Source organism: Curtobacterium sp. Curtsp22 (assembly GCF_059492135.1).
The window spans coordinates 335562-360081 of record NZ_CP168519.1 but is presented as its reverse complement, the minus strand read 5'-3'; the positions used below and the strand labels follow the sequence as shown (position 1 = coordinate 360081).

Genomic DNA, 24520 nt, shown 5'->3' with positions numbered 1-24520 from the left:
CGCCAGCGGGACGACGGCCGTGCCTGGAGGGACGGTGCCAGCTGGCACCGCGCCTCCTGGGCCCGAGGCGGTCGCGTCGACGACCGACGGCCGGTCGGCGTGGATCAGCCCGTGTTCTGCAGGCCGGCCGCGATGCCGTTCACGGTGAGGAGGAGCAGCCGGTGGTCACCGTCCGTCGGGTCCGTGCTGCCCGAGGTGCGGATCGCGCGGAGCGCCCGGAGCTGCAGGTGCGAGAGCGCGTCGACGTACGGGCTGCGGAGCCGGACGGCGCGTGCGAGGACGGGACGGTCCTCGAGGACGTCGCTCCCGCCCGAGACGCGCAACACCCACTCGCGCGTGCGGAGCATCTCGTCGAGGACCTTCGCGGCGAGGTCGTCGCGGTCCGCGAGTTCGAGGTACCGGCGGGCGATGTGCTCGTCGGTCTTCGCGAGCGACATCTCGACGTTCTTGATCATCGCGCCGAAGAGGGGCCACTCGGCGTACGCGGTGCGGAGGAGCTCCACGTCGCCGACGGCCTCGAGCGCGGAACCGAGGCCGTACCACCCGGCGAGGTTGATGCGCGCCTGCGTCCACGAGAACACCCACGGGATCGCCCGGAGGTCCTCGAGCGACTCGACGCTCAGACCGCGGCGGGCCGGACGGGAGCCGAGCGGGAGTAGACCGATCTCCTCCATCGGGGTCACGCGCGCGAACCACGGCGCGAAGCCGTCCGCCTTCACGAGGCCGTAGAACGCCTCGCGCGAGACGTCGTCGAGCTGCTGCGCGAGGTCGGCGAAGCGCGTGGCGGCGACGGCCGTGCGGTCCTCGTTCGACGGCGAGGACGCGAACAGCGTTGCCGAGGCCATCTGCTCGAGGTGCCGCGCGGCGATGTCCTTGTCGCCGTACTGGGCGAAGATGACCTCGCCCTGCTCGGTGAGCTTGAGGCGTCCGTCGATGGAACCGCGGGGCTGCGCCAGGACGGCCTCGTTCGCCGGGCCACCACCGCGGCCGAGCGAGCCGCCGCGGCCGTGGAACAGCGTGAGCTCGACGTCGTTGTGCTTCGCCCAGTCGGCGATCCGGGCCTGTGCGTCGTAGAGCGCGAGGTTCGCCGACACCGGACCGACGTCCTTCGAGGAGTCGGAGTAGCCGAGCATGACCTCGAGGCGGCGACCGGTCGCTGCGAGGCGACGCTGGAACGGCTCGGTGCGGACGGCCTCGTCGAGGATGTCGACACTGGCGTGCAGGTCCGCGAAGGTCTCGAACAGCGGGATGACGTCGAGCACCGGGGCGGCCTCGGGCGACCCGAGTGCGGCGACCGCGAGCTCGTGGACGTTCGCGAGGTCGGCTGCCGACTGCGTGAACGACACGATGTAACGACTGGCGGCGCGGACGCCGTACCGGGCCTGCAGCGCGGCGATCGTCCGGAAGACGGCGAGGACCTCTTCCGTGGTCTCGCTCAGCTCCCCGCCGGCGCGGATCTCGGCAAGGGCGTTCCGGTGCACCTGCGAGTGCTGCCGGACCTCGAGCTCGGCGAGGTGGAACCCGAAGGTCTCGACCTGCCAGACGAGGTTCTGCAGCTCGCCGTTCGCGGGACGGGTGGCCCCGGCCGCGACGAGCGAGGTCTGGATGGTGCGGAGGTCGGCCAGGAGCGCGTCCGGCCCGGGGTAGGCGAGCTCGGCCTCGCCCCGGCGCGTGGCGTCGATGCGGGCGGCGACGAACAGCAGCGCTCGACGGTGCGTCTCGTTCGGTGCACGGACCCCGATGCGCTCGGCGATCCCGGGGTCGAGGGACTCCTGCGCGGCGACGAGCGCGGTGAGACCGGCGTCCGCCGGGGTCTCGCTCGCGTCGAGGGTCAGGGTGCTGCCGATGCGGGTGGCGGCACGGGAGAGCCCGAGCAGGATGTGCTCGGCCGCGATCTCCGCCGCCTGGCGGGTGACGTCCGCGGTCACGTGCGGGTTGCCGTCGCGGTCGCCGCCGATCCAGGTGCCGAAGCGCACGAAGGCCGGTGCGGTGACCGGCACGCGGCCGGCGTCGTCGCCGAGCAGCCGGTCGTCGAGCAGGCGGTAGACCTGCGGGACGATCTCGAACAGCGTCTGGTCGAACACGCTCATCGCCGTGCGGACCTCGTCGAGCGGGGTCGGGCGGGTCGTGCGGAGCGGCGAGGTGCGCAGGAGGGTCGTGATCTCCTCGAGCAGCCGGCGCTCGTTCTCGGCGAGGGCCGTGGCGTTCGTCGTCCGGTCGCGCTCGTCGATGAGGTCGGTGATGCGCCGCACGGCCGTGGTCACCGCGCGTCGGCGGGCCTCGGTCGGGTGCGCCGTGAGGACCGGGTGGAACCGGAGTTCGCGCAGCCGGGCCGCAGCGGCCTCGTCGCCGACCTGCTCGACGAGCGAGGCGTACGTCGCCGGGAAGGAGTCCCCCGCGAGTCCGCCGTCGTCGCCGCGGTGCCGGAGCACGCGGACGCGGTGGTGCTCCTCGGCGAGGTTCGTGAGGTGGAAGTACGTGGTGAACGCCTGGGCCACGGCTTCGGCCCGCTCGGCGGACAGGTCCGCGACGATGGACTCGGCACGCGCGGCGCCCTCGGCCTCGCCGCCCTCGTACGCGTCGATGACCGCGGCACGGAGGCTCTCCACGTCGTGCAGGAGGTCCTCGCCGCCGGTCTCCCGCAGGACGCGTCCGAGCAACTTGCCGAGGTACCGCACGTCGGAGCGCAGGTCGCTGTCGACCGCGCCACTGACGTCGTCCCGCGCGCGTCCGTGGCGGGTCTGACCGTCGATCGTCATGTGGTCCTCTCCGGGTCTCGGCCGGGACGGTCGTCCCGGTATCCCAGCAGCGTATCGGCCCGTCGGGACCGGTGACGACAACCGTCCGGACGGACCGCGGCGGGCGGGTGCGCGGCCTCGCTTCGTGAGCATCGCACCCGGACGGACCACGGCGAGCGTTCGTAGAATCCACCCAGGGATGCTCCGCATCCGTGGGTGGAGGGACGCCATGGACGAGACGGCCGAGCCGGCAGACCACCAACCCGCCACGGTGCGGGCGCAGGACGACGTGGGGACGGGATCCGCGCCTCCTGGCCCGCCGGCCGACACGGCGGTCCGGAAGCCGCCCGTCGAGCGATGGGTCTTCTGGCCGGCCGCGGGGATCGTGCTCGCGTTCGTCGCCGTCGCGCTCGCCGCGCCGCGGGCCACCGAGGACGTCTTCTCGGCCGTCCAGGGGTGGATCGTGCGGGACTTCGGCTGGTACTACGTGATCGCCGCGGCCGCGTTCGTCGTCTTCGCGATCTGGATCGGCTTCAGCCGGTTCGGCGACATCGTGCTCGGCCAGGACGACGAGGCGCCCGAGTTCTCGACGCTCTCGTGGCTCTCGCTGCTGTTCGCCGCCGGCATGGGCATCGGGCTCGTGTTCTACGGCGTCGCCGAGCCGCTCAGTCACTTCGCCGCACCACGGCCGGGGGTGACGGGCGACGACGACGCCCTCGCGCAGCAGGCGCTCACGCAGACGTTCCTGCACTGGGGCCTGCACGCGTGGGCGATCTACGTCGTGGTCGGGCTCGCCCTGGCGTACGCGATCCACCGGCGGTCGCGACCGGTGTCGATCCGCTGGGCGCTCGAGCCGCTGCTGGGCAAGCGCGTGGTGGGCGGGTGGGGCAACCTCATCGACGTCCTCGCGCTGATCGGCACGCTGTTCGGCGTCGCGACGTCGCTCGGGCTCGGCGTGCTGCAGATCGGGTCGGGGCTCGAGTACACCGGGGCGGCGGAGAACACCCGGGGCCTGCAGATCGGGTTGATCGTCGTCGTCACGCTGATCGCCGTCGGGTCGCTGCTGAGCGGTGTCGGCAAGGGCATGAAGATCCTGTCGAACATCAACCTCGTGCTGGCGGCCGTGCTGCTCGTCTTCGTCCTGTTCGTCGGGCCGACGCAGTTCCTGCTCGGCGAGTTCGTGCAGTCGATCGGACAGTACGTGCAGGGGTTCGTCGGGCTGGCGTTCGACACGAGCGCCTTCGCGGGTCGGGCCGGGCAGGAGTGGCAGGGCGCGTGGACGACGTTCTACTGGGGCTGGTGGATGTCGTGGGCGCCGTTCGTCGGCATCTTCATCGCGCGGATCTCCCGCGGACGGACCGTCCGGCAGTTCGTGCTCGGCGTGCTGTTCGTCCCGACGCTGCTGACCTTCCTCTGGTTCGCGATCATGGGCGGGACCGCGCTGTACGACCAGCTGCACGGCACCGGCGACCTGGTCGGGGCGGACGGCAGCGTGTCCGTCGAGCAGGTCCTGTTCCAGCTGCTCGGCGGGATGCCCGCCGGGTCCGTGCTCGTGATCGGGGCGATCATCCTGATCGGGGTGTTCTTCGTGACCTCGGCGGACTCGGGCGCGCTCGTGATGGGCATGATCGCGACCGGCGGGCAGATCGAGCCGAAGAACTGGATCCGGGTGTTCTTCGCCGGGGTCACGGCCCTCGTCGCGGTGGCGCTCCTGCTCGCGGGCGGGCTGAACGCGCTGAAGACCGCGGCGATCACGACGGCGCTCCCGTTCAGCGTCGTGATGGTGCTGATGTGCTGGTCGACGGTGATCGCCTTCACGCGGGAGCGTCGGGCGTACGCGCGGGCGGAGCGTCGGGCGCTGATGGCGGACCTCGCGGACTTCTACCAGCAGGAGGTCGTCGAACCCGCGGAGCGCGCGCCGAAGACCGGCCCGATCCAGAAGCTCGCGCGCCGCATGCGGCCCTGAGGCGGGTCGGCGCGGGCGGCGCCGGCGAGGGAGCGCCGGGATCGCGGCGCGTGGCGGAAGCACCCCTGCGAAGCGACGCGCTCCGCGATCCCGGCGGGTCTGGTGGGCGGCACGTGGCCACTCGGGTCAACTCGGCTCGGTCACGCGATCACGGCCACGTCGTCGCCCGCGCCGTGCGGCCCGTCGTCGTCGGACCACGCCCCGGGACGGCCGAGCACCGGCCCCCGCGTCGCGTCGAGCCCCGCGAGCAGCCCGCTGTCGAGCCGGTGCGCCAGCTCGACCTCGGCGATCACGCGTTCGCGTTCCTCGGCCGACCACGGAGCCGCGTCGAGCTGCGCCCGGTAGGTCTGCTCGAACGCGCTCGGGTCGGCGACCTGGTCGAAGATGTAGAACAGGACGCCGTTCGTCTCGAAGCCGAACTGCTCCGCGAGCAGCCGCCCGATGAGTCGCCCGCCGGACAGGTCGCCGAGGGACCGCGTGTAGTGGTGGGCGACGAACCCGCCGGGCCATGTCGCCGCGACCTCGTTCAGTCGTCGGACGTACGCGGTGGTCTCGGGCAGCGGGCACACGAGCTCGGACCAGTCCGGACCGATGAGGTACTCGAGGTCCGCCCGGATCGCCGGCATCCGCGTCAACTGCGACGTGACGAAGGGGGCAGCCACGGGGTGCTCCGCCATCCGCTCGGCCGCGCGCTCGAGGGCGTCGTACACGAACGCGTACTGTCCGAGCAGGGCCGCGTACTCGCCGACGTCGCACCGGCCGGCGAGCAGGTCCTGCATGAACCCGTTGCCACCCGACGACCCCTGCGAGCGACGCGTGCGCCGGCGCAGCAGCTCGGAGAACGGGATGACGGTGTCCATGGAGGTAAGGCTAACCTTACTGAGCGGTACGTCAAGCACAGCGCACCCAGAAGTCGAGAGAGGAAGCTCGCACCGATGAGCTCGAAACCCAAACGCCCCCAGCACGTCTTCGTCGTCGATCGCACGGAGCGTCTCTCGCCGCACATGGTCCGCGTCCACCTCGGCGGTCCCGCCTTCGACGAGTTCGTCGCGGCGGCGGACCCGGAGCGGCTCGCCACCACGGACAAGTACGTCAAGCTCCTGCTCGCGAAGCCGTCGCTCGGGCTCACGCCGCCGTACGACCTCGAGTCGCTGCGCGAGTCGCTCCCGAAGCACGACCGGCCGGCGCGCCGCACCTACACCGTGCGCGCCGTCGACCACGAGGCGAAGACCATCGCCGTCGACTTCGTCGTGCACGGCGACGACGGCCTCGCGGGCCCCTGGGCGGCCTCGGCGCAGCCCGGCGACCTCCTCGCCCTCTCGGGTCCCGGCGGCGGGTACACCCCGTCCACCGACCCCGCCGTCACCCACGTGCTGCTCGGCGACGACAGCGCGCTCCCCGCGATCTCCGCCGCCCTCGAGGGCATGGCCGACACCGCCACGGGCGTCGCCCTCGTCGAGGTGGCGGGTCCGGCCGACGAGCAGGACGTCGCGCACCCGGCCGGGGTCGACCTGCGGTGGCTGCACCGCGACGCCACCGGCGCGGAGCCGGGCACGCTGCTGCTGGAGGCGGCTCGCTCGCTGGAGCGCGCCTCCAGGCCGGTGCAGGTGTTCGCGCACGGCGAGCGGACCGCGATGAAGGCGATCCGTCGACTGCTGCAGGACGACTGGGGACTCGAGAAGTCCGAGATGTCGCTGTCCGCGTACTGGGCGCTCGGGCGCGCCGAGGACCGGTTCCAGGAGGAGAAGCGCGAACCGATCGGCGTCATCTTCACCGAGTAGCGCTCCGGCCTGGAGGCGCGGCTGGCGTCGGTGGGTCGGGCTAGCGTTCCCGGCATGGTCGCCCTCTCGTCGTGCTGCGCGCCCGGTTGCGACGCCGGTGCTTTCGCCGGGTCGGCGGTGCCCGCGGTGCCGCTGTGCGCCGGACACGTCGCCCTCGTGGTCGACGCCGCCGCCGAGCACGTCGGCGTCGAGGACGTGCTGCCCGGCCCGTGCCCGGTGTGCGGGTCCCGGGTCGGCGTGCGCTTCCCGTCCGGTGCGGTGTGTGCGACGTGCGAGTGGCGCTGGGGTGACGTGCCGGACGGGGACCTCGCTCCCCCGCGGGTCGACGTCGTGTACTACCTGCGGATGCGGGACGACTTCGGCGACCGGATCAAGATCGGGACGACGGCGAACCCGCGGCAGCGGCTCGCGGCGATCCCGCACCAAGACCTCCTCGGGTTCGAGCGCGGCGACCGGACGCTCGAGCGGCGGCGGCACGCGCAGTTCGCCGGGTCGCGGTACCCCGGTACGGAGTGGTTCCGGGTGACGCCGGAGTTGCTCGAGCACGTCGGGGTCGTGGCCGCGGGCGTGAGCGACCCGTGGGAGCTGCACGCCCGGTGGCGGAGCGAGGCGCTGGCGCTGCGCGGGTGAGGCGCGGCGGGCGAGCGCGCGCCGCCAGCGGGCGCCCGCGCGCTTCGAACCACGAAAGCGACGTCGCACCAGCCGTCGCACGCGGTTCGACGTCGTTTCCGTGGTTCGACACGGCGCCGCCGGCGGCCGGCGGGTGCTGCGCACAACGCAAAGCACGTCGAACCGCGGGGAACCGCGGTTCGGGCGCACTTCGGTTGTGCGGCGCCGACGCCCGGGCGCCCGCAGATCAGCGCGCGTACGCGTCGACGAAGAGGGCGCCGCGGACCTCGCGCAGCGTGTCGGCCAGGCGGGCGATCGTCCGGCCTGAGATCCCGGAGACCTCGAGGTCGTACGGCCCCAGCGCCTGCAGCCGCCCGGTCCGGATGCGGACGACCTCCCACCCGACACCGCGCACGGCACGGTCCTTCCGGCGGTCCGTCTCCTGCCGGGGTCCGACGTGCTCGAGACCGTGACGTCCGGTGGAGTCGTACTCGATCGCGACGCGGAGCTCCGGCAGGATGATGTCCGGCCAGACCTCGACGTGGTCGAAGAACCGTCGGTCGAGGCGGATCGCGGAGTGGTCGAACGTGAAGGCGAACCGCTCGGCGAGGGCGGTCCGGAGCTCGGCCTCGACCGCGGAGGCCGTCGCCGGGGCGCACGCGCTCGTGAACGACTCCCCCGAGGGCAGCCGCGGCGTCTTCGGGCAGATCGACCGCGGGACGGCCGGGGGCCGGGGCCGGCGGGGTGCACCGGGCTCCGGGCGACGAGGGCGGGACCGCGTCGACGCCACAGCACCGGCCGGGGTCCCTCGAGCCGGAGCCGCGGGCAGCGTCTGCCGACCGGTGACGCGCACGACCCGCTGCGGGACCGGCACCGCGGCCGGCCAGTCGGACGGCAGCACGGGCCAGCGCTGCGGTTGGGCCTGGACGGCGCACTCGGGGCACCAGACCGACCGGCGTCGTTCCCGACCCGGACGGGAGCGCTGCTCACCCGGGGTCGCGACGAACACGTGCCCGACGTCGCACTCCCACGTCAGCAGGACCTCGGCAGCTGGTGGCACCTGGCTGAGGACGACGCCGTGGTTCCACTCCGGGTGGTACTGCCGGACGAGCACCGGGTACGAGGACCACTCGGCACGGAACTCCCCCACGGCGTAGGGCACCGCCACGCCGCGCGACCACTGTCGGCGGCGCCACCACGCGTCGACGGGTTCGGCCACGCTGTCACGCTAGGCAGCACCACCGACAACCGCGACGGCGACGGGGATCAGTCGGCGAGGGCGTTCCGCACGTAGCCGACGAGGGCGTTCGCGTGCCCGTGTCCCATGCCGTGCTCGGTCTTGAGCCAGGCGACGACCTCCATGTGCTTCTGGCCGTCGAGCCGGTCCGCGACGAGGTCGAGCCACTCCTGCACCGGACGCCCGTAGGTCTTCTCGATGCTCGGGAAATACGACGCCGGCCCCTTCGGCTTGCTGCCGTCGGCCGGGGGCTCCGGTGCGGTCACGCGGTGTGCGGTCATGGGGGTCACGATAGCCGCCGTCCCGCGTCACAGAGCGTCATCCGATCCTCGCGTGTGACGCCGGGTTCCCTCCCGTGCCGATGTGTTTCGCGCGGCGTTGTCGCGCCTCGGCGCACCTCCTACGGTCGCGACATGACCCAGACCACCGACGCGGAGCGCCCGACCGGAAGCCCCGCCGGAACTCCGACCGGAAGCACGGCCGGAAGCCCGACCGACGCGACCATCGACGCCGCCGGCCGCGCCGCGCTCGACCGCCCCGTCGTCCCGCTGCGCCACCCGCTGCGGTGGATCGCCGCGGCGGTTGTCCTCGTGGTCCTCCTGAACTTCGTCGAGACGCTCTTCACCAACGAGCAGTGGGGCTGGCCGGCGGTCGGCAAGTGGCTGTTCAGCCCGGCGATCCTGACCGGCCTGCAGCTCACCCTCGTCGCGACGGCACTGAGCGCGGTGATCAGCTTCGCCGGCGGCATCGTCGTGGCGATCGGCCGGCTCTCGCGCAACCCGGTGCTGTCCGGGCTCGCCTGGGGCTACGTGTGGCTGTTCCGTTCGGTGCCGCTCATCCTGGTGCTCGTCTTCCTCTACAACCTCGGGTCGCTGTACCCGACCATCGGCATCGGCGTCCCGTTCGGACCGCAGTTCGAGGTCCCGACCGCGAACGTCCTCAGCGACCTGGCGATCGGCGTCATCGGGCTGAGCCTCAGCGAGATCGCCTACGCGTCCGAGATCGTCCGCGCCGGTGTGCTCGCCGTCGACCACGGCCAGCACGAGGCCGCGCAGGCCCTCGGGCTCCCCCGCCGCCGCCAGTTCGTGCGGGTGATCCTGCCGCAGGCGCTCCGCTCGATCGTGCCGGCCTTCGTCAACCAGATCGTCGGCCTGCTCAAGGCGTCCTCGCTGCTGTTCTACGTGTCGCTCCTCGACCTGTTCGGCGTGGTGCAGAACCTGTCGAGCACGTACCCGACGGACATCATCCCGCTGCTCGTCGTCGCGACGATCTGGTACCTCGCCCTCACGAGTGCGGTGTCGATCGTCCAGTACTACGTCGAGCGATGGACGGCGCGCGGCTCGGTCCGCGCCCTCCCGCCGACGCCGTTCCAGCGGCTCCGGTCCGCGGTGCGCCGCGGTGCCGGGCGCGGCCGGGGAGGCCCAGGAGGCGCGGATCGCCCCTCCTCGTCGGCACGCGCTGCACAGGTGCTCGCCGCCAACCGCGTGGTCGCGTCCGGCCAGAACGACGGGAAGGACATCTGATGAGCGCCACCATCGGCATCCACGGCGCTGTGAAGGCCTTCGGCGAGAACGTCGTCATCGACGGCGTCGACCTGTCGCTGCCGTCCGGGAGCGTCACCGTGATCCTCGGCCCGTCCGGGTCCGGCAAGTCCACGCTGCTGCGCGCGATCAACCACCTCGAACCCCTCGACCGCGGTGTCGTCACCGTCGGCGGCGAGACCATCGGCGTCCGGGTGCGGACCGGGCGCGACGGGGTCCCCCGCTACAAGGAGCTGCCCGAGCGCCTGATCCTGCGGCAGCGCTCCCGGATCGGGTTCGTGTTCCAGCACTTCAACCTGTTCCCGCACCTCACCGCGCTCGAGAACGTGGCCGAGGGCCCGATCGCCGCCGGTGTCCCCGCCGCCACCGCGAGGGCCCGGGCCCAGACGCTGCTCGAACGCGTCGGCCTCGGCGACCGCGGCGCCACCCGCCCGCGCCAGCTCTCCGGCGGGCAGCAGCAGCGCGTGGCGATCGCCCGGGCGCTGGCGCTCGAGCCCTCGGTGGTCCTGCTGGACGAACCGACCTCTGCCCTCGACCCCGAACTGGTCGGCGAGGTGCTCGGCGTGATCGCGGACCTCGCCGAGTCCGGCACGACGCTCGTCATCGTCACGCACGAGGTCGCCTTCGCCCGCGAGGTCGCCGACCACGTCGTCTTCCTCGACCACGGCCGCATCGTCGAGCAGGGCCCGCCGGCGCAGCTCATCGACGACCCGCAGCACCCCCGCACGCGCGACTTCCTGTCCCGCGTCCGCTGAACTCCCCACCCGTTCCGACCCGACCCCTGGAGAACCATGTCCCCGATCACCCCCTCCCGCTGGCGGCACCGTGCCGGCGCCCTCGTCCTCGCCACCGGCGTCGTCGTCGCCCTCGCCGGCTGCGCCGCGAACGCCAGCGCCGGCACCGGCCCGGACGACGGCACCGTCACGATCGGCGCCGCCTCGAACGGCGCCGCGACCGAGACGAAGGTCTCCGTGCAGGAGGACTCGAAGCTCCACGACGAGCTCCCCGCCGACGTCAAGCAGTCCGGCAAGCTCGTCATCGGCATCGGGGCCCTGCCGTCCGGGTACCCGCCCCTCGCCTTCACCGGCGACGACCAGAAGACGCTGACCGGCTCCGAGCCCGACCTCGGCCGTCTCGTCGCGGCGAAGCTCGGCCTCGAGCCCCAGGTGAAGAACGCCACGTGGGACAACCTGTTCGTCGGCATCGACGGCGGATCGGTCGACGTCGGCCTGTCGAACATCACCGTGACGGAGCAGCGCAAGGAGAAGTACGACTTCGCCTCGTACCGCCAGGACAACCTCGCGCTGCAGGTGAAGGAGGGCAGCTCCCTGCGGTTCGACGGAGATCCGTCCGTGCTCGCCGGCAAGACGATCGCCACGGACTCCGGCACGAACCAGGAGAAGATCCTGCTCGGGTGGAAGGCCGACCTCGCGGAGCAGGGCAAGACCATCACGGTGAAGTACTACCCGGACGCGAACGCGAAGCTCCTCGCCGTGCAGTCCGGCAAGGTCGACGGCTACCTCGGCCCGAACCCGACGATCGCCTACCAGAACAAGCAGAACGCGGGGACGGCGAAGGCGACGACGACCGCGGGCACGTACTCGGGTGCCGGCGCCGACCTGCAGGGGCTCATCGCGGCGACCACCAAGAAGGGCGACGGGCTCGCGAAGCCGGTCCAGGAGGCCATCAACGAGCTCATCGACGACGGCACGTACGCCAAGTGGCTCACGGCCTACAACCTGTCGAACGAGGCTGTGAAGCAGTCCGAGCTCAATCCGGAGGGCCTGCCGCTCGACGCCAGCTGATCCGGCACGCGCTGTCCGACACCCCCGTGGCCGATCTGGCCGCGGGGGTGTCGTCGCGCGTGCCCTCGGGGCGCGGCGCGGTGCGGTGCGGTGCGATGCCGTGCCGTGCCGTGCCGTGCGACAAGGTCGACGTCGTACGACAGCAGTCACGTCGCTCGTTGCGCACGCGGGCATCCGCGGACGCACGACAGCGACACGGTCGACGTCGTACGACAACGACGATGTCGCGTCGGGCCGAGTCGGCAACCGACCAGCCGTGCGCGGGACGCGCGCACACGACGGACGGGAGGCGCGGTGCCAGCTGGCACCGCGCCTCCCGTCCGTCGGTCGGCCGCGTCTCAGACCGCGGCCGGCACCGCCTGCTCGGCACGCCGCGCCCACTCGGCCGCGAGCAGCTCGTAGGAGCGCACCCGCGCGTCGTGGTCGTGCGTGATCGTCGTGACGAGGAGCTCGTCCGCCCCGGTGGCACGCCGGAGCGTCTCGAGCTGGTCCGCGACCGTGCCCGCATCGCCGACGAACCGCGTGGCGATGCGGTCCGCGACCGATGCCGCCGCAGCGTCGTCCAACGGGTGCTCCCGGGCCCACTCGGGCGTCGGGTACTCGATCGCCCCGACACCGGAGCGGATGGAGTGCACCCACTGGCCGTAGCCGAGGGCGAGTCCGGACGCCTCGTCGGTGTCCCGGCCGACGACGACGTCCGCCGACACGATGACGTGCGGCGCGTCGAGCACGCCGGGGCGGAACGCGTCGCGGTACGCCTCGACCGACGCCAGGACCGTGCCCGGCGACGTGTGGTAGTTCGCGCCGTAGGGCAGGCCGAGCGCGCCGGCGGCCCGTGCGCTCGCACCCCCGGTGGAGCCGTGGATCCAGAGCTCGACGGGGGTGCCGGCGGCGGGTGGCGCCTCGACGACCGCGCCGTCGTGCGACCAGGTCCCGTCGAACAGCGCCCGGATCAGGTCGAGTTCGCCCTCGAACCGGTCGACGTCGCCCGGCACGCGACCGAGCAGCTCGCCCTGCAGCGCGAACCGGCTGCGCGGGGCGATCCGGAAGTCGAACGGTGCCGGGATGAGCAGCCCGTCGACGACCTCGTCCCCGCGCGGGGCGAGCGACGGCGGCTTCGGGGCACCGGGTGCGGGGGCGCCCGACCGGCCGAGACCGAGGTCGATCCGCGGCCCGTACAGCGCGGCGAGCGTGCCGAAGGTCTCGGCGATCTGCAGTCCGCGGACGTTGCCGACCAGCGTCGCCGCGCTGCCGACGCGGATCGTCGAGGTCGCGGCGGCCACGGCCCCGATCACGATGTTCGGTGCGCTGCCGGCGACACCCGGGTTGAGGTGGTGCTCGGCGAGCCAGTACCGGGCGTACCCGGCACGCTCGGCGTGCTGCGCGAGGTCGATCGTGCGGTGCAGCGCCTGCGCGGCGGTGGCCCCGGCGCTGACCGGGACGAGGTCGAGGACGGACAGGGGGACGGCGGTCATGCTGCGTCCGTCCAGGCGCCGGTGAGCTGGTCGAGACGGGTGTCCGCGCCGAACGCGATGCCGTGCACGTCCTTCGTGGTGGCGATGATGCTGGTGAGCTCGTGCACGGGGACGAAGTCCACCTGCGACGCGATCCGTTCCTGGATCGCCGCGAACGTGGCCGCACGCTCGGTGGCGGACGACTGCGAGAGCTCCTTCGTGAACAGGGCGTCGAGCGTGCCGTCGGCGGCGCCGATCGACTGGGCGCCGTCGCTCGAGAACTTCGAGCGGAGGACGTCACCGTCGGCGCGGGAGCTGTTGTCCCACGCGAGGTCCCAGTCCCCGCTCGTGGTGTTGGCGAGGTACTGCGGGACGGTGCCGCTCTCGAGGGTCAGGCCGACGCCGACCTTCCGCAGCTCCTGCTGGATGAGTTCGAGCGAGGTCTGGTTCGGCCCGAAGTTCGTGATCCAGATGAGCTTGAGCTGCAGCTTCCGGCCGTCCTTCGCGCGGATGCCGTCGGAGCCGGTCTTCCACCCGGCCTCGTCGAGCGCCTGCTCGGCCGCGGCCGGGTCGTACGAGATCGCCGAGGAGGTGTCGGTGTACCCGGGGGTGGTCGAGCCGAGCACCGACGTCGCGACCTCGAACAGGTCGTTCAGGGACGTGTCCCAGACGGTCTTCGGGTCGACGGCCTGCGCGATCGCCCTGCGGACGACGAGGTCGGACACGAGCGGGCGCTTCTGGTTGAACGTGAGCCCGAACACCTGCCCGGGGTTGGCGCGGGTCACGAGCTCGTACTGCGACTCGAGCGTGTCGACGTCGCTCGGCTGCACGCTGCTGATCGCGTCGAGCTGGCCGGACTGCAGGCTGCCGGTGCGGACGCTCGCCTCCGGGACGACCTGGAACGTCACCTTCGACAGGTGCGCCGCGCCGGTGTTCGACCGCGCGGCCGGGCCCCAGTCGTAGTCCTTGCGCTTCGTCAGGACGGTGGAGGTGTTCTTCGTGTACGACGACAGCGTGAACGGCCCCGTCCCGATGACGGCCGTGCCGTCGGCCCGGTCCTCGAACGGCGTCTCGGTGGTCTTCGGCGCGACGATGCCGAGCGCGACCGACGCGGTGGCGTTCGGGAACGCGGCGTTCGGCGTCGTGAAGTCGACCTCGACGGTGTCGTCGTCGACGACCTTCGTCTCCCGGTACCCCGAGAAGTACGCGGCGGCGGTGCTCGACGCCCCGGCCTTCGCGATGTCGTCGAAGGTGTCCTTCACGGCGGTGGCGTCGAAGGCCGACCCGTCGGAGAACGTCACACCGGAGCGCAGGTCGAACGTGAACGTGGTCGCGTCGGTGTTCGCCGAGTACTTCGTCGCCAGCCAGGGCTTCAGCGAGCCGTCCGACGGGTCCTGCCAGAGCAGCGAGTCGACGAGCTGCCGGGTGATGGCGAGGGTGTCGTTGCCGGCGCCGGTCCCGGTCGGGTTGAGCGTGATCGGGTCGTTCGCTATCGCGTAGGTCAGCGAGCCGCCGTCGACGGGCTTCGACGAGGACGACGACGCGCTGCCGCCCGACGAGCAGCCGGCCATCACCAGGGCCGCCGCGGTGCCGGCCGCGATCGCGACCACCAGACGGATCGGGGTGCGGTGGATGGTCATGAGACTCCTTCGGAGGGGGTGAGGGGTGCGACGCGCCAGGATCGTCCGGGGATCGCGTCGAGCAGGGCACGGGTGTACTCGTGCTGCGGGTGGTGGAGGACCTCGGCGGCAGCGCCGTGCTCGACCAGGCGCCCGCCCCGGAGGACGGACACCTCGTGGGCGATGCGGCGGACGACGGCGAGGTCGTGCGAGATGAACAGGTACGAGACGCCCAGCGTCTCCTGCAGCGACGCGAGCAGGTCGAGGATCTGCGCCTGGACGGACACGTCGAGCGCCGAGACCGGTTCGTCCAGGACGACGAACGACGGGTCGAGCGCGAGCGCCCGGGCGATGGCGACGCGCTGCCGCTGACCGCCCGACAGCTCCGACGGTCGCCGCCCTGCCGTCGATACCGGCAGGGCCACGAGGTCGAGCAGCTCCGCCGCACGGGCCGCACGCGACCGCCGGGTGCCGATCCCGAACGCCGCGAGCGGGTCGGCGATGATCGACCCGACCGACAGCCGCGGGTGCAGGGCCGCGTACGGGTTCTGCTGCACGATCTGCGCGCGGCGCCGGTACGCCCGCAGCGCCGCACCGCGGGCAGCGCTCACGTCGTCGCCGTCGAACCGGACGGTGCCCGCGTCGGCGCGCTCGAGACCGAGCACGAGGCGCGCCGTGGTCGACTTCCCGGACCCGGACTCCCCCACCAGCGCGAGGGTGCGGCCGCGCGGGACGGTCACGTCGACGCCGTCGACGGCGGCCACGCGGGCGAAGGACTTCCGCAGGCCCGTCGCGACGACGAGCGGGTCGTCACTGCCGGACGGGAGGCGCGGGTCGGCCCCCACGGACACGGTGACGTCGTCGAGACTGGGCGCCGCGGCGATGAGCGCGCGGGTGTACGCCTCGCGGGGAGCGCCGAGCACCTCGGCGGGGGTGCCCTGCTCGACGATCCGTCCCTCGGACATCACGACGATCCGGTCCGCCCGGTCCGCGGCGACCCCGAGGTCGTGCGTGATGAAGAGGACGCTCGTCCCCCGCTCGGCGACGAGTCGGTCGAGGTGGTCGAGGATCGTCCGCTGCACGGTGACGTCGAGGGCGCTCGTGGGCTCGTCGGCGACGAGGAGCTCCGGGTCGCCGATCAGTGCGATGGCGATGAGCACCCGCTGCCGCATGCCGCCGGAGAGTTCGTGCGGGTACTGCTCCGCGCGCAGTTCCGGACGGTCGATCCCGGCGCGACGGAGCTCCTCCACGGCGCGCTGGCGGGCGTCGGTCCCGGTCGCGATGCCGTGGATCTCGAGCACCTCGGCGACCTGCCGACCGATGCGCGTGACGGGGTTGAGCGAGACGGTCGGGTCCTGCGGGACGAAGCCGATCCGGACGCCGCGGACACGACGGACCTCGGCGTCGGACGCGGTGACCAGGTCGAGGTCCGCGGAACCGGCGGCGGTCCCGGAGAGCCGCACCGTGCCTCCCGTCAGCTCGGCCGCTGCGGGCAGGAGCCGGAGGACCGCGTGCGCCGTCGTCGACTTGCCCGAACCGGACTCGCCGACGATCGCGACGCGCTCGCCGCGACCGACGTCGAGGGAGACGCCGTGCAGCGCCGTCCGCGCGTGCCGGCCGTGGCCGTACGCGACCGTGAGGTCGCGGATGCTGAGGAGGCTCATCGGACGGCCCGCCGTTCGGTGTCGAGTGCCCGGGCGACGCGGTTGCCGGCGAGGACCGTGACCGCGATGACGAGACCGGGGATGGTCGTCAGCCACCACGAGGTGGCGATGAAGTCGCGGCCGGTCGAGACGAGCGAGCCCCACTCCGGTGCCGGCGGCTGGGCGCCGTAGCCGAGGAAGCTCAGGCTGGAGACGGCGAGGATCGCGGTGCCGAACTCGAGCGCGGCGAGGACGAGCACGGGGCCGGCCGCGTTCGGCAGGACGTGCACGAGCAGCACCCGCCACCAGCGGTTCCCGTTCGCCGTGGCCGCCTCGACGTACGGGGCGGTGCGGACCCGGACGACCTCGGAGCGCATGATCCGGGCGATGGTGGCGATGCTCGCGACGCCGACCGCCACCGCGACGTTCACGGTGCCGAAGCCCAGGACGGTCACGATCGTCAGCGACAGCAGCAGGCTCGGGATGGCGAGCAGGACGTCCGCGACGCGCATGAGCACGGTGTCGACCACCCCGCCGACGAACCCGGCGAGGAGCCCGACCACCGAGCCGCCGACGAGCCCGATGAGGATCGCGAGGATCGCCGCCTGCAGGGTGAGCGCCGTGCCGTGCACGACGCGGGCGTAGAGGTCGCGGCCGAGCTGGTCGGTGCCGAACCAGTGTGCGGCGTCGGGCGCGGTGAGCTTCACGGCGGGTTCCGCGGCGAGCGGGTCGAGGTGGGTCAGGGCGCCGGGGAGCAGCGCGGCGAGGACGACCAGGGCGAGCCAGAGCACGGCGAGCGTGAGGGTCGGCCGGGCGACGACGCCCCGGAGTGCGGTCGCGCCGCCGGGGACGCGGTCGGAGACGAGCGACGCGGGACGGCCGATCGCGAGCTGCGTGGTCTCGGTCATGCGGGGACTCCCTGGGGTGTCGGGGCGGTGGTGCCCGTGGTGGCACCGGGGCCCGCGGCGTCGCCCGTGCCGCCGCCCGGTGTCGGACCGTCCTGCTCCCGGAGCTTCCGGCGGCTCCCGGCCAGGACGACACGCGGGTCGAGGAGCGGGTACACGAGGTCGACGACGAGGTTCGCGACGACGAAGATCGCCGCGGCAACGAGCACGATGCCCTGGACGACGGGGATGTCCTGCCCCTGCACGGCGGTCGCGGTGACGCGGCCGAGGCCCGGGCGGGAGAACACCGTCTCGGTGACGACGGTGCCGGAGAACAGCTGTCCGACGATGAGGCCGGTCACGGTGAGGGCCGGCAGCGCGGCGTTCTTCAGCGCGTGCCGGAGCTGCACCCGCCAGCGTCCGGCGCCCTTGGCGTACGCGGTGTCGACGTACGGCTCACGGAGCGTCGCGACCAGGGACTTCGACAGCAGCTGGGCGATCGTCGCGCCGGTCGGCAGCGCCAGGGTGATCGCGGGGAGGACGACCGACGACGGTCCCTCGCCGCCGAACGCCGGGAACACGTGCAAGCCGAACGAGAACCACTGCACGAGCAGCAGGGCGAACCAGAAGCCCGGGACGGCGACACCGACCGGCGGCAGCTGCAGCAGGAACTGCCCGAGGGCGCGGTTGCGGGTCCACGTGGCGAGGACCGCGAGCCCGCCGCCGAACACGATCGCGAGCAGCAGGCCGACGACGGCGATCTGCGCGGTGGGACCGACGGCCTCGCCGATGACCTCGGTGACGGGTCGTCCGACGCCGATCGAGCGGCCGAGGTCGCCTGTGAGCAGCGAACCGAGGTGCTGGAAGTACTGCACGAGCAAGGGCTGGTCGAGTCCGTACTGGTGGCGGAGCGCGTCGAGCTGCGCCTGCGTCACGTCGGTGGCGTCCGGACCGAGCATGATCCGGGCGGGGTCGCTCGGCAGGACGTAGAGGACGAAGAAGGAGATCGTCCACGCCGCCCAGAGCACGAGCACCGCCTGCCCGATGCGCGAGAGCACGTACCGGGTCACGCCGCCACCACCGTCCGCGCTGGTGCCCACCCGAGGGCCGGCGCGACCCTCGACACGACGTCCGACACGATCTGCTCGTACTCGTCGCCGGCGAACTCGTACGGCAGCTCGATGCGGAACTCGTCGACCTCGGCGAGCGTGGCGTCCCGGACGAGCTGCTCGACGATCTGCTCGGCCGATCCCACGAGGTCCGCCGAGAACAGGGTGCGCCGGGGACCCTGCGGAGCCCTCTGCCGGTCGAGACGCGACTCGTACCAGGTCCGGTAGCGCTCACGCGAGACGCGGTCGGCCGAGTCGGTCGGGACGACGCATCGTCCCCAGGCGACGCGGGGTGTCCGGCCGGACGGCAGCGCGGCGCGGTAGGCGGCGAGCTGGTTCCGCTGGGCGGTGCCGTAGTCGTCCGTGCCCTCGCCCGAGGTGAGGTTGCCGATGAGCAGGTTGAGCCCGGCGCTGCCCGCGAAGGCGGCCGACCGGAGCGATCCCCCGCCGTACCAGACCCGGTCGACGAGCCCCGGTGCGTACGGCTGCAGCCGCGGGCGCTGGACGTTGCCGGGGCTCTGGATGACGGTGTCGTCGCCGCCGAGGAAGTCCCCGCGCAGGTTGTCGACGAAGCGGGTGACCCGCTCGTAGCCGCGGTCGAAGGAGCGCCAGTCGCCGTCGAACACCAGGTCGCCGAGGATGTCCTCGTGCGGGGCGCTGGTCGACAGCCCGACCTGGACCCGCCCGTGCGACAGGACGTCGGCGAGCGAGAAGTCCTCGGCCAGGCGGAACGGGCTCTCCCACCCGATCGGCACGACGGCGACCCCGAGCTCGATCGCGCTCGTGCGCTGCGAGGCCGCGGCGAGGAACACCGCCGCCGACCCGATGCCGTGCTCGAGGTGACGGTGCCGGACCCAGGCGCCGTCGACGCCGAGCCGCTCCGCCGTGGCGAAGAGGTCGAGCGTGGCCTCGAGGCCGTCGACGGGTGCGTCGTCCGCGAAGTTCCCCGGCACGAGGATCGACAGGCTGCGCACCGTCACGCGAGCACTCCCCGGCGGTCCCGGATGGTCCCGGGCAGACCGAGCGTCTCACGGAGCGTCGCGCCCTCGGTGTAGGACTCCCGGTAGACGCCGCGCTCCTGCAGCAGCGGGACGACCGTGTCGACGAACTCGTCGAGGCCGTACGGGTTGGTGTGCGGGACCACGACGAACCCGTCCGTCGCACGTTCCTGGACGTAGCGGTCGATCTCGGCCGCGATGTGCGAGGGCGTCCCGACGAACCCGCCGCGCGTCGACACCGCGATGACGAGCTCACGGATGGACAGGTGCTCGGCCTCGGCGCGGTCGCGCCACGACCGCACGAGCGCCGGCACGTCGCGGGTGTGCCGTGCGCGGCCGCGGGTGATCGCGGCGCCCTCGAGGTCCGGCTCGACGTCGGGCAGCGGGCCGTCCACGTCGTACCCGGACAGGTCGCGGTTCCACACCTGCTCGAGGAACGCGATCGCCGTTGCCGGGCTGACCTGGGCGCGCTGGATCGCCCGGGCCCGCTCGGCGGCGTCCGCGGCGGTGTCTCCGAGGACGAAGGTCGACGCGGGCAGGATGTGCAGCTCGTCCTTCGAGCGGCCGACGCGCTCGAGGCGCGCCGTGATGTCGTCGTAGTAGGACTTCGTGTCGTCGAACTCGGTGTGCAGCGAGAAGATCACCTCGGCGTGCGCCGCAGCGAGGTCGCGCCCCTCGTCGGAGTCGCCGGCCTGCACGACCACCGGGTGCCCCTGCGGGCTCCGGGGCACCGGGAACGTCCCGGTCACGTCGAACTGCGGCCCGTGGTGGTCGACGTCGCGGATCCGGGAGCGGTCGGCGAACACGCCCGAGGCCACGACGGCGTCGGACTCCCACGAGTCCCAGAGCTCGCGGGACAGCTCGATGAACTCCGCCGCCCGCGTGTACCGGTCGGCGTGGTCCAGGAACCCGCCACGACGGAAGTTCGCGCCGTGGAAGGCGTCCGAGCTGGTCACGACGTTCCAGCCGGCGCGTCCGTCGGTGAGGTGGTCGAGCGTCGCGAGCTGCTTCGCGAGTTCGAGCGGCTCGTTGAACGTGGTCTGCAGCGTGCCGACGAGCCCGATGTGCTCGGTGACCCCGGCGAGGGCGGCGAGGACCGCGAGCGTGTTCGGGCGCCCGACGACGTCGAGGTCGTGGATGCGCCCCTTCTGCTCGCGGAGCCGCAGGCCCTCGGCGAGGAACAGGTAGTCGAACAGCCCGCGCTCGGCGTTCCGGGCGAAGTGCTCGAACGACGAGAACGCGATCTGGCTCTCGGCCCGGTCGTCGCTCCAGATCGTGGTGTTGTTGACGCCCGGGAAGTGGGCGGCGAGGTGGACCTGACGCTTGGCGCTCATGCTGAGACCTCCACGGGGGCGGATGCGGACGCGTACCGGCTGACCGCCGGGGCGATGCCGAGCCGCGTGCGCAGGTCGGCGGTGGGACGCGAGGCCACGTCGGCACGGAGGCCGGCCGTGACGAGCGCGGGGACGAGCTCGCGGGCGATCGCCGTGGAGTCGAGCGGGATGCGCAGCGGGCGGAGTCGGACACCGGCGAACCCGAGGTCCCGCAGGTCCCCGATGAGCGTCACGAGCTCGGGCACGGTCGTCGCCAGCACGGACGTGTCGGACGTCGACGCGTACGGGGCACCGGCAGCCGTGTCGAGCGAGGCCAGCGCGTCGGCGGCGGCGGCCGACGACGGCCCGATGAGCACCGCGAGGTCGGCGAGGACCGGACGACGGACGTCCGAGCGGGCCACCTGCTCGAGGTGACGGACCTCGTCCAACAGGTCCCGCGCCTCCCGTCCGTCGTACCCGGGCGTGACGAGCACGACGTCCGCAGCGTCCACCGCGAACGCGGCCGCGTCGGCGCGGTGAGCCAGCGAGAAGACCGGCGGACGGCCCTGCGGCGACCGCGGCACGATCGACGCGCCGTGGACCGAGACGAAGGACCCCGCGAACGCGGCGTTGTGGATGCGGTCGCGGTCGATGAACCGGCCGGTGGTCACGTCGCGGATGATCGCGTCGTCGTCCCAGCTGTCCCAGAGTCGCGAGACGACCTCGGCGACCTCGCGCGCCTCGTCGAAGAGGACGGACGCCTCGTCGCCGCCGGGACGGCGCCCGAAGAGCGCTGCCTCGCGGGCCGTCGGGCTCACCTGGATCCGCCACCCGGCTCGCCCCTGCGAGACGTGGTCGAGGGTCTGGAGGCCCGTGGCGACGTGGAACGGTTCGGTGTGCGTCACCGAGACGGTCGGCACCAGACCGAGCGCGCGCGTCGCGGGGGCGACCGCGTTCGCGACGAGGAGGGCGTCGAGGCGGCCGACGACCGTGCTCGTGTCGAGGTCGCCCGCCGCGTCCACCGGACCGGCGGTGAAGGAGTCCTCGATCGTGACGGCGTCGACGCCGAGGCGGTCCTGCTCCACGACGACGTCGCGCCAGTGCCGGAGGCTGGTGAGGCGCTGCGCCGCGGGGCCGGCGGTGCGCCAGGCGGCGGGGTGCCAGCCGGCGCCCTGCAGCGCGGTGATGAGGGTGATGCGGTCGGGCATGGGGTGCGCTTCCGTCGGGTGTGGTCGGTGGTCAGTGCTGGTGCGACGCGGAGGTCGCGGAGTCGGAGGGAGCCGCGGCGTCGGCGCCGAACTTGAAGCCGAGGCGGCCGTGGGCGAACCCGCCGCCGGCGCGGATGGCGGTGGCGACCCAGGCGGCCTCGGCGAGCTCGGCCTCGTTCGCGCCGGCCGTGACCGCGCGCTGGCTGTGGCCGTCGATGCAGTAGACGCACTGCGTGGTGATGCCGACCGCCAGTGCGATGAGCTCCCGGTACTTCAGCGGGATCTCGCGACCCTCGGCCCGGAACACCGACTCGTCGAACTGCACGAAGGCCGAGAGGATGTCCGGGGTCTGCTGCTTGTAGACCTTCGTGAAGGTCTTGTCGTGCTCGCGGTCGAGGTAGTCGGTCATGGTGGCGACGCTATGACCGACCGGGCCCGGGCACGACGGGTGTTGCGGAGCGTGACCGGGCGTTGCCCCGTGTGACGCGGCGGGCCTGGTCGCCACGTCACACGGCGTCACGCGGCGGGCGCCCTACAGCCCGCGCGCCCGCGCCCCGAGCCGCCCGCGCAACGTGACGTCCTCGTACTCGCGGTGGAACACACCGCGCCGCTGCAGGATCGGGACGAGCTCGTCGACCACGGTCTCGAGGCCGCGCGGGAACTCGTCGATCATCAGGTTGAAGCCGTCGGCGGCCCCGGTCCGGTACCACTCCTCGATGGTGTCGGCGGCCTGCTCCGGCGTGCCGACGACGATCCGGGCGCCGTACCCGCCGAAGCCGCGCAGGACCTCTCGCAGGGACGTGTTGTGCGCGCGGACCCAGCGCACGACGGTCTCGTGGTACCCGAGCGAGGGGCCGTAGGTGACGGGGTCCACCTCGCGGTCGAGGATCGCCGCGGGGACCGGCGCGTCCGGGTCGAGGTCGGTGAGGTCGGCGTCGAGGTGCGTCCCGAGCGCCCGCAGGGAGTAGCCGTCCGGGGCGAGTGCCTCGAGCTCGTCGAACCGCTGCTGCGCCTCGGCCTCGGTGCTGCCGAGCACGAGCGACAGCCCCGGGACGATCGCCACGTCGGCCGCCCGCCGGCCGTACGTCCGGGCCGCCTGCTTGACGGCGCGGTAGTGCTCCCGGGCGGGCTCGGGCGTCAGCTCGACGGCGAACACGCCCTCGGCGACGCGCGCGGCGAGGTCCCGTCCGTGCGGCGATCCCCCGGCTTGGAACACCACCGGGTGTCCCTGCGCCGACGGCGGGACGGTGATCGCTCCCGCGAACTCGGTGAACTCGCCGTGGTGGTCGACGGGCAGCCCGGTGGCGGCGGACCGCCAGAGCGCCTGCACGAGGTCGACGACCTCGCCGGCACGGGCGTACCGCTCGGGTCGCTCCGGGTTCGTCGCGACGCCGAAGTTCGCCGACACCGACCGGTCGTAGGTCGTCACGGCGTTCCACGCCACGCGGCCGCCGGAGACCGTGTCGAGGGACAGGAGCCGCTCGGCGAGGTCGACCGGGTCGTTGTAGGTCGTCGACGCCGTCCCGACGAGTCCGAGGTGCGTGGTCGCGGCGGCGATCGCCCCGAGCGCCACGAACGGCTCGAGCAGCCCGTACGCGCGGACGTTGGGGTCGCCGAGCGCGGGGTGGTCCGCGAAGAACACCATGTCCAGCAGCCCGCGTTCGGCGGTCCGGCCGAGGTCCTCCCAGAACCCGACGGTGAGCAGGTCGGTCGGCTCGACGTCCTGGGTCCGCCAGGCCGCCGGTCGCTGGCCGAAGCCCTGCAGGTTGACGCCGAGGACGAGCCCGGCGTCGGTGTCGGCGCTCATGCGCCGACCGGCGCGGGGACCGGCAGACCGAGCAGGTCGCGCAGCGTCCGCCGGTGGGCACCGGGGCCGGTCGGGGTCCGGGAGGCGCGGCTCGGCCCCGACGCACCGGCCTCGCCCGGCAACGGGACGAGCGGGCGCGCGGCCCCGCCGAGCACCAGGTCGGCACCCTCGTGTGCGACGTCGTGCCAGACCGCGAGGACGGGCTCGCCCTGCCGGCTCGACGGCGTCGTCAACGGCCCCCGGACCCGGTACCCGTCCGGCCCGCCGTCGTGGTCGAGCGGGAGGATCCGGGTCGTGTCGGCGAACCGGCCGGCCTCGCGGTCGCCGACGATGCTGTCGAGCGGCCACGTCCGCCAGAGGCCGCGCACCACCTCGGCGAACTCGGCCGGGTCGTGCTGCTCCCCCGTCGCCGGCAGGCCGTGGTCCCGCGCTCCGACGACGAGTCCGACCCGGGCGTCCAGGACGTGGTCGAGGGACAGCACCCGGCGGGCGACGTTGTACGGGTGCTCCCGGGTCGGGGCCGCGGCGACGAGCAGCCCGTGCGTGGGCAGTGCGCGGCCGAGGGCGAGCGCCGCGGTGGTCGGGTCGAGCCGGTGGCCACGACCGCGTTCGGCGTCGAAGCGGTCGGTGCCGATCGCGACGACCGCGGCGCCCGAGGCACGGATCCGGTCGGCGAGCCGGGCGATCCCACCGGGTCGGGCGACGGCGGCGGCGAGGTCGCCGTCCGGCACGGCGACGATGGTCGGTGCTGGTGTCTCGGTCACGGTGGTCCCTCCGTACGCGTGCAGAGCGGCCCGCCACCGGCGCC

21 protein-coding genes are annotated in these 24520 nt (G+C 73.2%); 6 read left to right on the top strand and 15 right to left on the bottom strand.

Going from position 1 to position 24520, the window contains the following annotated elements:
* Window positions 1-104: 104 nt before the first annotated feature.
* Window positions 105-2759 (bottom strand): phosphoenolpyruvate carboxylase, encoded by a 2655-nt coding sequence (locus ACEN8D_RS01720; RefSeq protein WP_413398838.1) that lies wholly within the window; start codon window positions 2757-2759, stop codon window positions 105-107.
* Window positions 2760-2937: 178 nt separating this feature from the next.
* On the opposite strand from ACEN8D_RS01720, the gene ACEN8D_RS01715 reads away from it, so the two are divergent.
* On the top strand, window positions 2938-4704 hold the full coding sequence (locus ACEN8D_RS01715) for a BCCT family transporter (RefSeq protein WP_413461540.1): 1767 nt from the start codon (window positions 2938-2940) through the stop codon (window positions 4702-4704).
* A 140-nt stretch (window positions 4705-4844) separates the two neighbouring features.
* On the opposite strand, the gene ACEN8D_RS01710 is transcribed toward ACEN8D_RS01715, so the two are convergent.
* Window positions 4845-5564 carry a biliverdin-producing heme oxygenase gene (locus ACEN8D_RS01710; RefSeq protein WP_413398840.1) on the bottom strand — a complete coding sequence of 240 codons (720 nt, stop codon included), beginning with the start codon at window positions 5562-5564 and terminating at the stop codon, window positions 4845-4847.
* A 75-nt stretch (window positions 5565-5639) separates the two neighbouring features.
* On the opposite strand from ACEN8D_RS01710, the gene ACEN8D_RS01705 reads away from it, so the two are divergent.
* Both ACEN8D_RS01705 and ACEN8D_RS01700 read left to right on the top strand, forming a co-directional pair.
* Entirely contained in the window at window positions 5640-6485 is an 846-nt protein-coding gene (locus tag ACEN8D_RS01705) for a siderophore-interacting protein (RefSeq protein ID WP_413398841.1), read from the top strand.
* Between the two features lie 54 nt (window positions 6486-6539).
* Complete coding sequence (locus tag ACEN8D_RS01700) at window positions 6540-7115, top strand: GIY-YIG nuclease family protein (RefSeq protein ID WP_413461539.1); 576 nt, start codon at window positions 6540-6542, stop codon at window positions 7113-7115.
* A 226-nt stretch (window positions 7116-7341) separates the two neighbouring features.
* On the opposite strand, the gene ACEN8D_RS01695 is transcribed toward ACEN8D_RS01700, so the two are convergent.
* On the bottom strand, window positions 7342-8313 hold the full coding sequence (locus ACEN8D_RS01695) for a putative endonuclease domain-containing protein (protein WP_495601124.1): 972 nt from the start codon (window positions 8311-8313) through the stop codon (window positions 7342-7344).
* 47 nt (window positions 8314-8360) lie between these two features.
* Window positions 8361-8612, bottom strand: a complete 252-nt coding sequence (locus ACEN8D_RS01690) for a DUF4287 domain-containing protein (protein ID WP_071295979.1) — start codon at window positions 8610-8612, stop codon at window positions 8361-8363.
* A gap of 132 nt (window positions 8613-8744) precedes the next feature.
* On the opposite strand from ACEN8D_RS01690, the gene ACEN8D_RS01685 reads away from it, so the two are divergent.
* From ACEN8D_RS01685 to ACEN8D_RS01675, 3 genes are read left to right on the top strand one after another with little or no spacing between them, the layout of a single operon-like run.
* The gene (locus ACEN8D_RS01685; RefSeq protein ID WP_413461901.1) at window positions 8745-9854 is read left to right on the top strand and encodes an amino acid ABC transporter permease; all 1110 of its coding nucleotides are present in this window, start codon (window positions 8745-8747) and stop codon (window positions 9852-9854) included.
* A complete protein-coding gene (locus tag ACEN8D_RS01680; protein ID WP_413461902.1) occupies window positions 9854-10627 on the top strand; it encodes an amino acid ABC transporter ATP-binding protein in 774 nt (257 codons plus the stop codon). Before ACEN8D_RS01685 ends, ACEN8D_RS01680 begins: the two co-directional genes overlap by 1 nt.
* A 36-nt stretch (window positions 10628-10663) precedes the next feature.
* On the top strand, window positions 10664-11677 hold the full coding sequence (locus tag ACEN8D_RS01675; RefSeq protein ID WP_495601123.1) for a transporter substrate-binding domain-containing protein: 1014 nt from the start codon (window positions 10664-10666) through the stop codon (window positions 11675-11677).
* Between the two features lie 338 nt (window positions 11678-12015).
* Here the strand turns inward: ACEN8D_RS01675 and ACEN8D_RS01670 are convergent, their stop codons facing one another.
* The 11 genes from ACEN8D_RS01670 to ACEN8D_RS01620 form a co-directional block, all read right to left on the bottom strand.
* Window positions 12016-13152: an LLM class flavin-dependent oxidoreductase gene (locus tag ACEN8D_RS01670; protein ID WP_413398743.1), complete on the bottom strand. Its 1137-nt coding sequence runs from the start codon at window positions 13150-13152 to the stop codon at window positions 12016-12018.
* Entirely contained in the window at window positions 13149-14771 is a 1623-nt protein-coding gene (locus tag ACEN8D_RS01665; RefSeq protein ID WP_413398742.1) for an ABC transporter substrate-binding protein, read from the bottom strand. The genes ACEN8D_RS01670 and ACEN8D_RS01665 overlap by 4 nt, the downstream gene beginning before the upstream one ends.
* Window positions 14768-16414: a dipeptide ABC transporter ATP-binding protein gene (locus ACEN8D_RS01660; RefSeq protein ID WP_413398741.1), complete on the bottom strand. Its 1647-nt coding sequence runs from the start codon at window positions 16412-16414 to the stop codon at window positions 14768-14770. The genes ACEN8D_RS01665 and ACEN8D_RS01660 overlap by 4 nt, the downstream gene beginning before the upstream one ends.
* On the bottom strand, window positions 16411-17301 hold the full coding sequence (locus ACEN8D_RS01655) for an ABC transporter permease (RefSeq protein WP_071301934.1): 891 nt from the start codon (window positions 17299-17301) through the stop codon (window positions 16411-16413). The genes ACEN8D_RS01660 and ACEN8D_RS01655 overlap by 4 nt, the downstream gene beginning before the upstream one ends.
* Window positions 17298-18347 (bottom strand): ABC transporter permease, encoded by a 1050-nt coding sequence (locus ACEN8D_RS01650; protein WP_413398740.1) that lies wholly within the window; start codon window positions 18345-18347, stop codon window positions 17298-17300. The genes ACEN8D_RS01655 and ACEN8D_RS01650 overlap by 4 nt, the downstream gene beginning before the upstream one ends.
* The gene (locus ACEN8D_RS01645) at window positions 18344-19366 is read right to left on the bottom strand and encodes an LLM class flavin-dependent oxidoreductase (RefSeq protein ID WP_413398739.1); all 1023 of its coding nucleotides are present in this window, start codon (window positions 19364-19366) and stop codon (window positions 18344-18346) included. Before ACEN8D_RS01645 ends, ACEN8D_RS01650 begins: the two co-directional genes overlap by 4 nt.
* On the bottom strand, window positions 19363-20718 hold the full coding sequence (locus ACEN8D_RS01640) for an NtaA/DmoA family FMN-dependent monooxygenase (RefSeq protein ID WP_413398744.1): 1356 nt from the start codon (window positions 20716-20718) through the stop codon (window positions 19363-19365). The genes ACEN8D_RS01645 and ACEN8D_RS01640 overlap by 4 nt, the downstream gene beginning before the upstream one ends.
* Window positions 20715-21905 (bottom strand): LLM class flavin-dependent oxidoreductase, encoded by a 1191-nt coding sequence (locus ACEN8D_RS01635; protein WP_413461557.1) that lies wholly within the window; start codon window positions 21903-21905, stop codon window positions 20715-20717. Before ACEN8D_RS01635 ends, ACEN8D_RS01640 begins: the two co-directional genes overlap by 4 nt.
* A gap of 31 nt (window positions 21906-21936) precedes the next feature.
* Window positions 21937-22314: a carboxymuconolactone decarboxylase family protein gene (locus tag ACEN8D_RS01630; RefSeq protein WP_070418756.1), complete on the bottom strand. Its 378-nt coding sequence runs from the start codon at window positions 22312-22314 to the stop codon at window positions 21937-21939.
* 123 nt (window positions 22315-22437) lie between these two features.
* The gene (locus tag ACEN8D_RS01625) at window positions 22438-23712 is read right to left on the bottom strand and encodes an LLM class flavin-dependent oxidoreductase (RefSeq protein ID WP_413461556.1); all 1275 of its coding nucleotides are present in this window, start codon (window positions 23710-23712) and stop codon (window positions 22438-22440) included.
* Window positions 23709-24476, bottom strand: coding sequence for an LLM class oxidoreductase (locus ACEN8D_RS01620; RefSeq protein WP_495601122.1), 768 nt, complete (start codon window positions 24474-24476; stop codon window positions 23709-23711). The genes ACEN8D_RS01625 and ACEN8D_RS01620 overlap by 4 nt, the downstream gene beginning before the upstream one ends.
* Between the last annotated feature and the right edge of the window lie 44 nt (window positions 24477-24520).